Origin of the sequence: Aureimonas sp. OT7 (genome assembly GCF_014844055.1) — a bacterium.
Classification (GTDB): Bacteria; Pseudomonadota; Alphaproteobacteria; order Rhizobiales; family Rhizobiaceae; genus Aureimonas; species Aureimonas altamirensis_A.
The window spans coordinates 2,697,083-2,711,589 of sequence record NZ_CP062167.1 but is presented as its reverse complement, the minus strand read 5'-3'; the positions used below and the strand labels follow the sequence as shown (position 1 = coordinate 2,711,589).

At 64.3% G+C, this 14,507-nt stretch carries 12 protein-coding genes; 10 read left to right on the top strand and 2 right to left on the bottom strand.

Going from position 1 to position 14,507, the window contains the following annotated elements:
• The first annotated feature begins 21 nt into the window (after positions 1–21).
• The 8 genes from IGS74_RS12950 (at position 22) to IGS74_RS12915 (ending at position 10,159) form a co-directional block, all read left to right on the top strand.
• Entirely contained in the window at positions 22–1,107 is a 1,086-nt protein-coding gene (locus tag IGS74_RS12950) for a nitrogen regulation protein NR(II) (protein WP_245283037.1), read from the top strand.
• Entirely contained in the window at positions 1,107–2,555 is a 1,449-nt protein-coding gene (gene ntrC, locus IGS74_RS12945) for a nitrogen regulation protein NR(I) (RefSeq protein ID WP_039193787.1), read from the top strand. Before IGS74_RS12950 ends, ntrC begins: the two co-directional genes overlap by 1 nt.
• 109 nt (positions 2,556–2,664) lie before the next feature.
• Complete coding sequence (locus IGS74_RS12940) at positions 2,665–4,845, top strand: PAS domain-containing sensor histidine kinase (RefSeq protein ID WP_245283038.1); 2,181 nt, start codon at positions 2,665–2,667, stop codon at positions 4,843–4,845.
• 6 nt (positions 4,846–4,851) lie between these two features.
• Positions 4,852–6,213, top strand: coding sequence for a sigma-54 dependent transcriptional regulator (locus IGS74_RS12935; protein ID WP_039193794.1), 1,362 nt, complete (start codon positions 4,852–4,854; stop codon positions 6,211–6,213).
• A gap of 10 nt (positions 6,214–6,223) precedes the next feature.
• A complete protein-coding gene (trkA, locus tag IGS74_RS12930; protein ID WP_192386642.1) occupies positions 6,224–7,600 on the top strand; it encodes a Trk system potassium transporter TrkA in 1,377 nt (458 codons plus the stop codon).
• Positions 7,601–7,787: 187 nt separating this feature from the next.
• Positions 7,788–8,021 carry an RNA chaperone Hfq gene (gene hfq / locus IGS74_RS12925; protein ID WP_039194400.1) on the top strand — a complete coding sequence of 78 codons (234 nt, stop codon included), beginning with the start codon at positions 7,788–7,790 and terminating at the stop codon, positions 8,019–8,021.
• Positions 8,022–8,033: 12 nt separating this feature from the next.
• Positions 8,034–9,470 (top strand): GTPase HflX, encoded by a 1,437-nt coding sequence (hflX, locus tag IGS74_RS12920; RefSeq protein WP_246722550.1) that lies wholly within the window; start codon positions 8,034–8,036, stop codon positions 9,468–9,470.
• Positions 9,461–10,159, top strand: a complete 699-nt coding sequence (locus tag IGS74_RS12915) for an aspartate/glutamate racemase family protein (protein ID WP_192386640.1) — start codon at positions 9,461–9,463, stop codon at positions 10,157–10,159. The genes hflX and IGS74_RS12915 overlap by 10 nt, the downstream gene beginning before the upstream one ends.
• Here the strand turns inward: IGS74_RS12915 and mazG are convergent.
• The gene (mazG, locus tag IGS74_RS12910) at positions 10,156–11,013 is read right to left on the bottom strand and encodes a nucleoside triphosphate pyrophosphohydrolase (protein ID WP_192386638.1); all 858 of its coding nucleotides are present in this window, start codon (positions 11,011–11,013) and stop codon (positions 10,156–10,158) included. The two genes, IGS74_RS12915 and mazG, sit on opposite strands and share 4 nt — an antisense overlap.
• Positions 11,014–11,039: 26 nt before the next feature.
• A complete protein-coding gene (locus tag IGS74_RS12905) occupies positions 11,040–11,744 on the bottom strand; it encodes an SDR family oxidoreductase (protein ID WP_192386636.1) in 705 nt (234 codons plus the stop codon).
• A 170-nt stretch (positions 11,745–11,914) separates the two neighbouring features.
• Here IGS74_RS12905 and IGS74_RS12900 point away from each other — a divergent pair, with 170 nt between their 5' ends.
• Positions 11,915–12,679, top strand: a complete 765-nt coding sequence (locus tag IGS74_RS12900) for a glutaredoxin (RefSeq protein ID WP_206688164.1) — start codon at positions 11,915–11,917, stop codon at positions 12,677–12,679.
• A gap of 91 nt (positions 12,680–12,770) precedes the next feature.
• Complete coding sequence (locus IGS74_RS12895; RefSeq protein ID WP_246722549.1) at positions 12,771–14,468, top strand: ATP-binding protein; 1,698 nt, start codon at positions 12,771–12,773, stop codon at positions 14,466–14,468.
• Positions 14,469–14,507: the final 39 nt, after the last annotated feature.

The following is a 14,507-nucleotide window of genomic DNA, read 5'->3' as shown; positions in this document are numbered from 1 at the left end:
CCTATCGATACCTTCCAGGTCTTGAACGCCATTCCGCATCCCGTCGTCGTGGTGGATGCGGAAGGCTATTTTTCCTTCGCCAATTCCGACGCGGAGCAGTTCTTCTCGGCGGGGGCAAGTTACCTGTCGAAACGGCGGCTAGCCGATTTCGTGCCCGGCGACAGCCCCCTGTTCATGCTGATCGACCAGGTGCGCGCGCAGGGATCGCGCATCAGCGAATATCGGGTGGACCTGTCTTCGCCGCGGCTCGGCGGCGAGCGGCTGGTGGATCTTTATGTCTCGTCCATCCCGGACAGCAAGGGCCTCGTCGTCGTGATGATCCAGCTTAGGTCCATCGCCGACAAGATGGACAGGCAGCTGACCCACCGTTCCGCAGCGCGCAGCGTGACGGGGCTGGCGTCGATGCTGGCGCACGAGATCCGCAACCCCTTGTCGGGAATTCGCGGGGCGGCGCAGCTCCTGGAAACAGCGGCCTCCGACGAGGATCGGGTACTGACGCGCCTGATCCAGGAGGAAAGCGAGCGTATCGGCAAGCTGGTCGACAGGATGGAAGTGTTTTCCGACCAGCGGCCGGTGGAGCGGTCGGCCGTCAACATCCATTCGGTCCTGGAGCATGTGAAGACGCTGGCGCGCAGCGGCTTTGCCCGCAATGTGCGGATCAGCGAAGTCTACGATCCGTCCCTGCCGCCCGTTTTCGCCAACCGCGACCAGCTCGTCCAGGTGTTCCTGAACCTCATCAAGAATGCCAGCGAAGCCGTATCTTCGCTTGCCGATCCGGAAATTCGCCTGACGACGGCGTTTCGGCCGGGCGTGCGCCTTTCCGTGCCGGGAAGCCGCGCTCGCGTGACGCTGCCTCTGGAATTCACCGTCGAGGATAACGGCCCCGGCGTGCCGGAGGATATCCGCGAAAACATCTTCGACCCGTTCGTGACGACCAAGCCCAGCGGAACCGGCCTTGGCCTCGCGCTGGTGGCCAAGATCGTGGGCGACCACGGCGGCGTCATCGAGTGCGACTCACAGCCGGGCCACACGGCGTTTCGCGTTCTCATGCCGGCGTGGACAGAGGCGATGGACAAGATAACGACCTCCCCGAGGAGTACCGACTGATGGCACCGGCCCAGATTCTCGTTGCCGACGACGATGCGGCAATCCGCACCGTATTGTCGCAGGCCCTGCTGCGTGCCGGCTATGAGGTGCGCGTGACCTCCAACATCGCCACTTTGTGGCGCTGGGTGGCGGCCGGCGACGGCGACCTCGTGATTACCGATGTGCTGATGCCGGACGGCGACGTCTTCGATACGCTGCCGCGCATCCGTAATACCCGGCCGGATCTTCCGGTCATCGTCATGAGCGCCCAGAACACGTTCATGACGGCCATCAAGGCGTCGGAGCGCGGCGCCTACGATTATGTGCCCAAGCCATTCGACCTGTCCGAGCTTGTCGGCATCGTGCGGCGTGCCCTGGCCGAGCCGAAGAACAATGCGCGCGCCGATGGCGGCGAGAATGCCGGGGAGTCGATGCCGCTGGTGGGCCGCTCTCCCGCCATGCAGGATATCTACCGCGCGCTGGCGCGCATGATGCAGACCGACCTGACGGTGCTGATCACCGGCGAATCCGGAACAGGCAAGGAACTGGTCGCCCGCGCATTGCATGATTATGGACGCCGCCGGAAGGGGCCCTTCGTCGCCATCAACATGGCAGCCATCCCCCGCGATCTGATCGAGTCGGAGTTGTTCGGCCACGAGAAGGGCGCCTTCACGGGGGCGCAGGCCCGCGCCAGCGGCCGCTTCGAACAGGCAGAGGGCGGCACGCTGTTCCTGGACGAGATCGGCGACATGCCGATGGAAGCGCAGACGCGGCTGCTGCGCGTGCTGCAGCAGGGCGAGTACACGGTTGTCGGCGGTCGGACGCCCATCGCGACCGATGTGCGGATCGTCGCGGCCACCAACAAGGATCTGCGTCAGCTGATCCAGCGCGGCCAGTTTCGCGAAGACCTGTTCTACCGCCTCAACGTCGTGCCGCTGCGCCTGCCGCCGCTGCGCGAGCGCATAGAGGATCTGGGCGATCTGGCCCGCCACTTCTTCGCCGAAGTGCAGAAGGAGGGGCTGCCTCGCAAGACGCTGAGCCAGGGCGCCCTGGATGTCATGCGTCGATACGCCTGGCCGGGAAACGTGCGTGAGCTGGAAAACCTCGTGCGCCGGCTGTCGGCCCTCTATCCGCAGGATGAGATCACGGCCGAACTGGTCGAGCATGAATTAGCCAACGAAATGGCCAAGTCCAGCAGCGTCGACGGGGAAAACGGCAAGGCGATCGATCTCTCCGCATCCGTCGAGCGCTACCTGGCGGACTACTTCAATTCCTTCGGCGACGATTTGCCGCCCCCCGGCCTTCATGGGCGCATCCTGCGGGAGGTGGAGTATCCGCTCATCGCGGCGGCGCTGGCCGCAACCCGCGGCAATCAGGTGAAGGCGGCCGATCTTCTGGGCGTCAATCGCAACACGTTGAGGAAAAAAATCCGCGATCTGGATGTCATGGTCGTCCGATCGATCCGTTGAAATTCTCAACGTCCTCGTTGCAATCTGAACACATTACGTTGCAAAACTGCCACGAGATGGCAGGTGTGGCGACTCAATGACTGCTCAGGCAACTCAAACGGACGATGGCATGTCGCTTCTCCGCGAGCGGCGCCGCTTCATGCTGGTTCCCGGTATCCTGGCGGTTCTGGGGGCGCTGATCACCGGTGCGGTGTCCTTCGTGGTGCTGATGGGGCTGACCCCGATCGCGCCCACCGATACGGTGGTGAAGATCTGCAGCGCCGTGAACGGCCTGTTCGTGCTTCTGCTCTGCGGCCTTATCGGGCGCGAGGTCCTGCGCATGGTGCGCGCCCGGCGGCAGGGCAAGGCTGCATCCCGCCTGCATGTCCGCATCGTGGTCCTGTTTTCCATCGTCGCCGCCACGCCGGCGCTTCTCGTGGCCATCGTGGCGGGCATTACGCTGGACCTGGGCTTGGATCGCTGGTTCGAAATGCGAACCCGCGCCATCGTCGATTCCTCCATCAGTGTCGCGCGCGCCTATGTCAACGAGAACGCGCGCAACCTGCAGGGTTCCACCCTGTCGATGGCTTACGATCTGCAGGCGCAGCGCCGCCTGTATGACCTGGACAGGACGGGCTTCACGCAGTTGATGACGGAGCAGGCCAAGGGCCGCTCGCTGCTGGGCGCGCAGCTGCTGCGCGGCGACGGCTCGCCCTTCCTTCGGGCCGATGTGCCTGTGGAAAGGCCATTGCCCGCGCCGCCCACCGATGCGCTGGAACAGGCCGCCGATGGGAATCTCGTCTTCATTCCGCCGGGGGTCACCAACCTCGTCGGCGCGGTCATGCAACTGCGCGATTTCGGCAATGTCTACCTTTACACCATAAGGGTCGTCGATCCGGAGGTGATCGCCGCCCTGCGCATGATGGAAGAGCGGACGGCCGAATATTCCGCGCTGGAGGCCAATCGCTTCGGCCTGCAGGTGGCCTTCGCCCTGCTGTATCTGGGCATCACGCTGATCGTGCTGCTGTCGGCGATCTGGACGGGCATCGGCGTCGCCGACCGTCTCGTGCGGCCGATCCGCCTGTTGATCAGCGCGGCGGATGAAGTCAGCGAAGGTAAGTTGACGGTCTCGGTCCCGGTGCGTGCATCGGATGGGGATGTCGGGTCATTATCCAATACGTTCAACAACATGATCCGACAACTTCGCAGCCAGCGCGAAGAGCTGATCAACGCCAAGGACGTGATCGACGAGCGCCGTCGCTTTACCGAGGCGGTGTTGTCGGGCGTCACCGCGGGCGTCGTCGGCGTGACGGCCAAGGGCGCCATATCGATGCTCAATCCGTCTGCCGAGCGCATCCTGCAGATCAGGGCCGACGAGGCCGTCGGACAGCGCCTTGCCGACCTGTTCCCCATCATCGCGGGCATCCATGAGGCGGCGTCGCATTCGCGCAAGCACGAGTTTCAGGAGCAGGTGCAGCAGCGCGAGCGTGTGCTGAACGTTCGCGTCACCTCGGAAGACGGAAGCGACGGCAACCAGTCCAGCGTCGTCACGCTGGACGACATCACCGACCTTGTGGAGGCGCAACGCTCGTCCGCCTGGGCCGATGTGGCGCGCCGCATCGCCCACGAGATCAAGAACCCGCTGACGCCGATCCAGTTGTCGGCGGAACGCATCCGCCGGCGCTACGGCAAGCTGGTGGTCGAGGACCGCGAGATTTTCGACCGCTGCGTGGATACGATCATCCGGCAGGTGTCGGACATCGGCCGCATGGTCGACGAGTTCTCGTCCTTCGCCCGGATGCCCAAGCCCACCATGGAGCGGCGGGACCTGCGCGAGGCGTTGAAGGAGGCCATCTTCATGCGCGAGATGGGCGATCACGGCATCGACTTCACCAACGAGATCTCCGACCGGCCGATGATCGGCAATTTCGACGGGCGGTTGATGTCCCAGGCCTTCGGAAACCTCGTGAAGAACGCTGTCGAAGCCTTCGACGAGACGGGGCAGCAAGGCCGGCGCATTACCGTGCGCGCGACCCCGGGGCCCGAGTGGCACACCGTCGAGATCGTCGACAATGGCAAGGGATTTCCGAAGGAGCATCGAGAACGGCTTCTCGAGCCCTACATGACGACGCGGGAAAAAGGCACCGGCCTTGGACTGGCGATCGTCAGGAAGATCGTGGAGGAGCACGGCGGCTCGATAGAGCTGGACGACGCTCCCGATGGGCAGGGGGCGCTGGTGCGCATACGCCTGCCCGCATTCAGGCAGGAAACCGCAGAAGAAACTGCGGGCAACGAAACGACGAAGTGGTGAGAACTGATGGCATCGGACATCCTGATCGTCGATGACGAAGCCGATATCCGCGACCTGGTCGCGGGGATCCTCGAAGACGAAGGTCACGAGACGCGCATCGCGGGCAATTCCGACGCGGCGCTGGCCTCGATTGCCGATCGCGTGCCGCGATTGATATTCCTGGACATATGGTTGCAGGGAAGCCGGCTCGACGGGCTGGACCTCCTCGAGGCCATCAAGGCGCAGCATCCGGAAATTCCGGTGGTGATGATTTCCGGGCACGGCAATATCGAGACGGCGGTTTCCGCCATCAAGCGCGGTGCCTACGACTATATCGAGAAGCCTTTCAAGGCCGATCGCCTCGTGCTGATCGCCGAACGGGCCCTCGAGACGTCGAAGCTGAAGCGCGAGGTGCTCGAGTTGCGCCGCCGCACCTACGACTCGCCGGAGCTTATCGGCAAATCCCATGTAATGAACCAGTTGCGCACCACCATCGAGCGTGTGGCGCCCACCAACAGCCGCGTCATGATCCTCGGCCCGTCCGGCTCCGGCAAGGAGATGGTTGCGCGTGCCATCCATGCCGCCTCCGCCCGCTCGGGCGGGCCCTTCGTGGCGCTGAACGCCGCCACCATTACGCCGGAGCGGATGGAGGTGGAACTGTTCGGCACGGACACGCCCCCGGGGGTGGAGCGCAAGGTGGGTGCCTTCGAGGAGGCGCATGGCGGCGTCCTGTATCTCGACGAGGTCGGCGACATGCCGCGCGAGACGCAGAACAAGATCCTGCGCGTCCTGACCGAGCAGACGTTCGAGCGCGTCGGCGGCGCCAAGAAGGTCAAGGTGGACGTGCGCATCATCTCGTCCACGGCGCAGAACCTGGAAAGCCTGATGTCGGAAGGGGCGTTCCGCGAGGATCTCTATCATCGGCTGGCCGTGGTGCCGATCTCGGTGCCGCCCTTGGCCGAGCGCCGGGCGGACATACCCTTGCTCATCGACGCCTTCATGCGCCAGATCAGCGATCAGACGGGTATCAGGCCGAAGGAGCTGAGCCCCGAGGCCCTGGCCGTGCTGCAATCCAGCGACTGGCCCGGCAATATCCGCCAGCTGCGCAACAACATCGAGCGGCTGATGATCCTGTCGCGCCAGGACGACAATGAGGTGATTTCCGCCGACATGCTGCCGCACGAAGTCAGCGAAATGCTGCCGCGCACGCCGAGCCAGTCGGATGGGCGCATCCTGGCATTGCCGCTGCGCGATGCCCGCGAGGTCTTCGAGAAGGAGTATCTCGTGGCGCAGATCAACCGCTTCGGCGGCAATATCTCGCGCACGGCCGAGTTCGTCGGGATGGAGCGTTCGGCTTTGCACCGCAAGCTCAAATCCCTCGGCATCTAAGGGCGGGGCCATGCGGGTCGTCATCTGCGGTGCGGGACAGGTTGGGTACGGCATCGCCGAGCGCCTTGCCGCAGAGCGGCACGACGTATCCGTCATCGATATGTCCCCGGAACTGGTGCAGGCCATCCGCGAAACCATCGATGCGCGCGGCATCGTCGGCCATGGCGCCTACCCGGAAGTGCTGGAAGAAGCGGGCGCGGCGCAGGCCGACCTCTTGATCGCCGTTACCTTGTACGACGAAGTCAACATGGTGGCCTGCCAGGTCGCGCATTCCATCTTCGAGGTGCCGACGAAGATCGCGCGCATCCGCTCGCAGTCCTATTTGCGCTCGGACCTGCAGGACCTGTTCTCGACCGACCATATGCCGATCGACGTCATCATCTCGCCCGAGCGGGAGGTGGGAGAGATGGTGCTGCGGCGCATCGCCCTTCCGGGCGCAATGGACGTCATCCCCTTTCTGGACGGGGCGGTCGTCACGGTCGCCATAGACTGCCGGGAAGATTGCCCCGTCATCAACAAGCCTCTGGGCCAGTTGACGGAGCTGTTCCCCGATCTTGGCGCTACGGTCGTGGGTGTCGTCCGCAACGACGAACTGATCGTCCCGTCCACCAGCGACGAGCTCCTGGCGGGCGACCTTGCCTATGTCGTCGCCGACGAAAAGCAGATCAGGCGTACGCTGCTGCTGTTCGGCCACGAGGAGCCTGAAGCGGGGCGCATCATCATCGCCGGGGGCGGAAATATCGGCCTTTATGTCGCGCAGGAGATGGAGCGGCGGCGCTTGGCCGCACAACTGAGCCTTGTCGAGGCCAATGCGGAGCGCGCCCGCTTCGTGGCCGAGAAGCTCGCCCGCACCGTGGTCCTGAACGGCAGTTCTTTGAAGCGCTCGGTGTTGATGGAAGCCGATGTGGACCGTGCCGACCTGACGGTGGCGCTGACCAACGACGACCAGGCCAACATCCTGACCAGCGTGCTGGCCAAGCGCCTCGGCTGCCGTTCCAACATGACGCTGATCAACGATCCGGCTTTCCAGACCTTCACCCGGCCATTGGGCATCGATGCCTATGTGGACCCGCGCTCGGTCACGATATCGCGCATCCTCCAGCATGTCCGGCGCGGGCGTATACGGGCGGTGCATTCCATTCTGGACGGGCGCGCCGAGATCATCGAGGCGGAGGCGCTGGAAACATCGCCGCTCGTCGGCACGCCCCTGCGCGAATTGAACCTGCCCGAAGACCTGCGGATCGGCGCCATCTGGCGTGGCAAGGCGTTCATCCGGCCGGACGGGCAGGTCCGCATCAAGCCGGGGGACCGCGTGGTCCTGTTTGCGGCCGGCCATGCGGTGAAGAAGGTGGAGCAGTTCTTCCGCGTCAGCCTGGAGTATTTTTGATATGCCCACCTTTGCCGGTCGCAGGCCGGCTGGTAGCTTCCCTATGTCGTAGACTCAACCGGTCCGGCCTCTCGCAACCGCGTTCGGGAGCGCCTATATGGTCGGATGCGATGATGAATCGAGCCGCTGGCATCGCAAGGTTGCGGACTGCCAGCCAACAAAAAAAGAAACAGTGACAGGACAGGCGATGGCCGAGCGCTCGCAGAATCTCCAGGATGTATTCCTAAACGCAGTTCGAAAGCAGAAAATTTCGTTGACGATCTTTCTGGTCAACGGCGTGAAGCTGACGGGGATCGTCACTTCCTTCGACAATTTCTGTGTCCTTCTTCGCCGCGACGGGCATTCGCAACTGGTCTACAAGCACGCAATCTCAACCATCATGCCGTCTCAGCCTGTGCAGATGTACGATGGTGAGGAATAACGGGAACACCGATTGACGGAATTTTCCAGTGAACGGGCCAAGGGGCCCATCGAACACAAGCGTATACCCACCCGCGCGGCGGTGATCGTTCCGATCGTCCGCAAGCCGGCCCCGGTCGACGACCCCACCGATGCCGCCCGCCGCGGCGGCGAGGAAAAGCTGGCCGAGGCAGTGGGCCTTGCTGCCGCCATCGACCTGGACATCGTGGCCGCCGAGCTGGTGCAGGTGGCCAAGGCACGGCCCGCCACGCTGATCGGCGCCGGCAAGGTGGACGAGCTCAAGGGGCTCGTCGCCGCCGAAGAGATTGGCCTCGTCATCGTCGATCATCCGCTGACCCCCGTGCAGCAACGCAACCTCGAGAAGGAGCTGAACTGCAAGGTGCTGGACCGCACCGGCCTGATCCTGGAGATTTTCGGGCGGCGCGCCCGCACGCGTGAAGGTCGGCTGCAGGTCGAGCTGGCGCACCTCAACTACCAGCGCGGCCGCCTCGTGCGCTCGTGGACGCACCTTGAACGCCAGCGCGGCGGTGCCGGCTTCCTCGGCGGTCCCGGTGAAACCCAGATCGAGGCCGACCGGCGGCAATTGCAGGAAAAGATCAAGCGGCTCGAAAAGGAGCTGGACGCCGTCCGTCGGACGCGCACGCTGCATCGGGCCAAGCGCAAGAAGGCGCCGCACCCCACCGTGGCGCTGGTCGGCTATACCAATGCCGGCAAGTCCACCCTGTTCAATACGATCACCGGGGCGGACATTCTGGCCAAGGATCTCCTGTTCGCGACGCTCGACCCAACGTTGCGGCGTATCACGCTCGCGCACGGTACGCCGGTGATCTTCTCCGATACGGTGGGCTTCATCTCGGACCTGCCCACCCACCTGGTGGCGGCCTTTCGCGCCACGCTGGAAGAGGTGATCGAGGCGGACCTCGTGCTGCATGTCCGCGATATGGCGCATCCCGAGGCGGCGGCGCAGGCGTCGGACGTGCGCAAGATCCTGTCCAGCCTCGACGTCGATCCCGACGATACGGACCGGGTGATCGAAGTGTGGAACAAGGCCGACCTGATGGACGAGGTCGCACGCGAGCGTTTGTCCGCCGCTGCCGAGTCCGCGCCCGGTCATGCGGCGCACCTGGTGTCGGCTTTGACGGGCGAGGGCGTCGGCCTACTCATGGCCGATATCGAAGAACGCATAGCCGGGGCCGCCCAACCCCTGCATCTGGAGTTGCCGGCATCCGGCCTGACGCTGCTGCCATGGCTGTACGACAATGCAACCGTGATGGAGCGCGAAGACCGCGAGGATGGGGGCGTTTCGTTGACCCTGGCCATGACCGACCAGGCAAGGGCCGAACTGCGCCGCCTGGCTGGCCGGCATCCCGGCATGGTGATCGGGGCGAGCCTCAAGACAGTCGACCCCGTCCAGGATGCGGTCGACGGGGCGATTCGTCCTTGGACGTGATCGGCCTCATCGGCGGCATGAGCTGGGAAAGCTCGGCCGAATATTATCGCCTGCTCAATCGCGGCGTTCGCGCCGCGAGGGGGCCGACGGCGTCGGCCCAATGCATCCTCTGGTCGTTCGACTTCGCGGAGATAGAGCGGCGACAGCATGCCGACGACTGGGAAGGGCTTGCCGCGCTTATGGTCGATGCCGCCGAGCGGCTCGACCGTGCCGGTGCGGACGTGATCGCCCTCTGCACCAACACGATGCACCGGCTTGCCCCCGAAATCGAGGTCGCCGTACCGGGCAAGCTCATCCACATTGCGGACCCTACGGGGCAACGCATCGCAGGTGCAGGTTACAATAAGGTCGGGCTGCTGGGCACTGCCTTCACCATGGAGCAGGACTTCTACAAGGGACGCCTGGCGGACAGGTTCGGGCTCGACGTCATCGTCCCCGATGCGGAGGACCGGGCGACGGTGCATCGCATCATCTACGAAGAACTGGTTGCCGGTATCGTCGACGACGGATCGCGCTCGGCCTATCGTGCGGTGATTGCGCGCCTTGTGGAAGCCGGCGCCCAGGCGATCATACTGGGCTGCACCGAAATCATGCTGCTGGTGGGGCCTGACGACAGTTCCGTACCGGTGTTCGATACAACAGCAATCCATGTGGACGCCCTGGTCGAGGCCGCATTGGCCTCGGCTTAAGACCCCTTGGTCTTGGCCTCCTGCCAGAGAGCCTCCATCCGCTCCAGGGTGGCAGATCTTCCAGACTCTGAGGAAAAGCCGCCAACACCCTGTTCCACATAGGAAAAACGCTTTCTGAATTTGGCGGTCGTGCGGCGCAGGGCGGCGTCCGGGTCGATCTGCGTGGCGCGGGCCAGATTGACGACGCTGAACAGGATATCGCCGAGTTCGTCCTCCTGAGCGATCGGATCGGCGGCGTCCTGCGCCTCCTCGAATTCGGCGATCTCTTCGCGGATCTTGGCAATGATGGGCTCCGGCGTTTTCCAGTCGAAACCGACATTTGCCGCCTTTTCCTGAACCTTCATGGCAAGAGCCAGTGATGGAAGGGCACCTGGTACGGCGTCGAGAAGGCCGGCTGTCTCCGGCACGGGTTTGGGGGCCCATTCGCCACTGGCGGATGATGCGGTGCGGGCAGCACGGCGTTCGGCTCGTAGTGCCTTTTCTTCCGCCTTGATTCGGTTCCACTGCCCCTTGGCGCTGCCGGCCGAACGCGCTTCCGCGTCGCCGAAGACATGCGGGTGGCGCCGGATCATCTTGCCGGTGATCCCTTCGACCACGTCTCCAAGGGTGAACAGCCCCTCTTCTTCGGCCAGCTGACAGTAGTAGACGACCTGCAGGAGCAGGTCGCCCAGTTCCTCGCACAAGTCTTCCGCGTCGCGCCGCTCGATGGCGTCGACGACTTCGAAGGTTTCTTCAACCGTGTACGGCACGATGGAATCGAAACTCTGTTCCAGATCCCAAGGGCAGCCCGTGTGGGGCGTGCGCAGGGCACGCATGATGTCCACCAGCCTGCCGATATCGCGTGAAGCCTGCATGAGAGTGGCCGATCCTGGAAATGTGGTCAGACGGCGCGGGTGATGCCGCCGTCGACGCGTATGTTCTGCCCTGTTATATAGCCGCCGCCCGGCGATACGAGGAAAGAGATGGTCGCGGCAACTTCTTCGGCCCGGCCATAGCGGCCCATGGGAATGCGCTCGCGGAACTCCGCCTTCTCGGCCAGACTGTCGATGAAGCCCGGAAGCACGTTGTTCATCCGCACATTGTCGGCCGCATACCGGTCTGCGAAAAGCTTGGCGTAGGATGCAAGGCCGGCACGGAAGACGCCGGATGTCGGAAAGACCGGATCGGGCTCGAAGGCGGCGAAGGTGGAGATGTTGACGATGGCGCCACCCTTCTGGTGCACCATGACCGGGGCGACCAGCCGCACGGACCGCACCACGTTCATCAGGTAGACGTCGAGGCCGCGGTGCCAGTCTTCGTCGGTCAGGTCCAGGATCGGTGCGCGCGGCCCATGTCCTGCACTGTTGACGAGCGCGTCGATGCGCCCCCAACGCTCCATCGTACCGTCGACGAGGCGCTTGAGGTCGTCGTTGGACTGGTTGGAGCCGGTGACGCCGAAGCCGCCCAGCTCTTCGGCCAATGCCGCGCCCCGGCCCGACGAAGACAGGATGGCAAGCTTGAATCCGTCCTCGGCGAGGCGGCGGGCGGCTGCTTCTCCCATGCCGCTGCCGGCTGCGGTAACGATGGCGACGCGATACTCTGTCATGCGGACGGGCCCTCTCGGAAACTGTTCCAGCATTAGGTTTGTGCGCTCTCTGGCTCAAGCGCAAATAATCATGGTGGGCCGGACTTGACCTTCCAATCATGGGAAGCCCCATCTGACGGTTGGGAAGATCGGGGCCGTTGTGCCCGTTCAACGCATCTGGAGTTGCAGACATGACGACGTCGACAAGCGCGCAAAGAGCGGTTCTGTATCGCATGGTCACGCCCGACCATGTCTGTCCGTTTGGCCTCAAGGCGCTGGACCTTCTGCAGCGCAAGGGTTTCGACGTCGAAGATCACAAGCTGACCAACCGGGCCGAAACGGATGCCTTCAAGCAGCAGCACGACGTGAAGACGACGCCGCAGACTTTCATCGAGGGCCGGCGCGTGGGCGGCTACGATGACCTTCGGCGGCATTTCGGCCTTGCGGTCGTGGACAAGAAGGCCGTCACATACAAGCCGGTCATCGCCATCTTCGCCATGGCGGCACTGATGGCTCTGGCAACGAGCTGGGCGGCCTATGGGTCGCTCGCCACCATCGCCGCCGGGGAATGGTTCATCGCCATCTCCATGTGTCTTCTGGCCGTGCAGAAGCTGCGGGATGTCGAAAGCTTCTCGAACATGTTCCTCGGTTACGACCTTCTGGCGCGGCGGTACGTTCCCTATGCCTATGTCTATCCGTTCGCCGAGGGCCTGGCCGGAGTCCTGATGATCGCGGGGGCGCTCATGTGGCTGGCCATTCCCGTATCCCTGTTCATCGGCACGATCGGCGCGGTATCCGTCTACAAGGCCGTCTATATCGACAAGCGCTCCTTGAAATGCGCCTGTGTGGGCGGCGACAGCAACGTGCCGCTCGGCTTCGTCTCGCTGACCGAGAATGTCATGATGGTCGCGATGGCTCTGTGGATGCTGTTCAAGCCGTGGCTCCTCGCACAATGACCGTCACTGCCAGGGCAACGAAACCTTTCGGTTGATCGCAGTTCATGCAAGTAGTTCCTTGCCGATCCATGGCGCGACACAGGGCGACCGCGTGAGCGAGATACACTTCCAGCCCCGTGACGGGGCAATCGAGGCAGACACCGGGCTTGCGCCGGTCGATGCGCTGGCACAGGCCCAGGCGCGATACCGCGCCCTGTTCGAAGCCATCGACGATGGTTTCTGCATCATCGAGTTCGTCGACGGGCCGCGCGGGCCGCTCAGCGATTATATCCATGTCGAGGCCAATTCCGGCTATGGACGCCATACCGGTATTTCCGACATCGTGGGAAAGTCGGTTTACGACGTGGCCCCGAACGAGGGTGCCGAGTGGGTGGCCCTGTATGGCGCCGTGCTGCGGACCGGACAGCCCATTCGCTTCGAGCGCCGCTTCGCGGAGGTTGGGCGCCATATCGAGGTTTCGGCCTCGCGCGTGGAGCCAGCGAGCCTCAGGCAGGTTTCCGTTTTATTCCGCGATATCACCGGCCGGAAGCAGGCAGAGGCCGCCCTCCAGGCCAGCGAGGAAATGGCGCGGGATCTGGCCGAGACGCTCGAGCAGCGCGTCGCGGAGCAGACCGCCCATCTCGTCACCACGGAGGAGGCGCTGCGCCAGTCGCAGAAGATGGAGGCGGTGGGGCAACTGACCGGCGGCATCGCGCATGATTTCAACAATCTGCTGACAGCGATCTCCGGATCCCTCGAGATGATGCAGGCGCGGATACGGCAGGGCCGGACCGACGACATCGACCGCTACATGACGGGCGCCCAGTCTGCAGCCCGGCGCGCCGCGGCGCTTACGCATCGCCTGCTGGCCTTTTCCCGCCGCCAGACGCTGGACCCCCAGCCGACGGACGTGAACCGGCTTGTCGGCGAAATGCAGGATCTGATCCAACGGACCGTCGGTCCGGCGATCGGCCTGGAGGCGCGCCCGGAAGCAGCCCTCTGGCCTACGCTGGTGGACGCCAACCAGCTTGAGAACGCCTTGTTGAACCTGTGTATCAACGCGCGGGACGCAATGCCCGATGGCGGGCAGATCACCATTGAAACGCGCAACCAGAGCGTCGACGAGGCGACGGCGCGGGAGCTGTCCCTGCCGGTGGGCGACTATGTGACGATGTGCGTTACCGATACCGGCATGGGCATGACGCCGGAGGTGATCGCCAAGGCATTCGAGCCGTTTTTCACCACCAAACCGATCGGCGTCGGCACCGGCCTCGGCCTGTCGATGATCTACGGCTTTGCGCGCCAGTCGGGTGGGCAGGTGCGCATAACATCCGATCCGGGCAGCGGGACAACCGTCTGCCTGCATCTGCCGCGCAGCAGCGATGCGCCCGCCGTCGAGGCCCCCGCCGCGCAAGGCGGAGTCGCGCCCGTTTCGGGAGCGGGGCGCACGGTCCTCGTCGTCGACGACGAGACGCTGGTGCGCATGCTGCTGGTGGATGCCGTTACCGAGGTCGGGTTTTCCGGCCTGGAAGCCGGCGACGGTGCGGAGGCGCTGGAAATCCTGTCGTCCGATGCGACCATCGATCTTCTGGTCACGGATATCGGCCTGCCCGGCGGCATGAACGGGCGGCAACTGGCCGATGAGGCCCGGGCCCTCAGACCCGGGTTGAAGGTGCTGTTCGTCACAGGCTACGCCGAAACCGCGGTGCAGGGGGATACCGATCGCCTGCCGCCGGGGATGCAGATCATCACCAAGCCGTTCGATATCGCGGCGCTTTCCATACGCATCCGCGACATGATCGAAGGCTGAGCACCGACGACGGGCAAGGGGTGCCCGCCGGAGATAGCC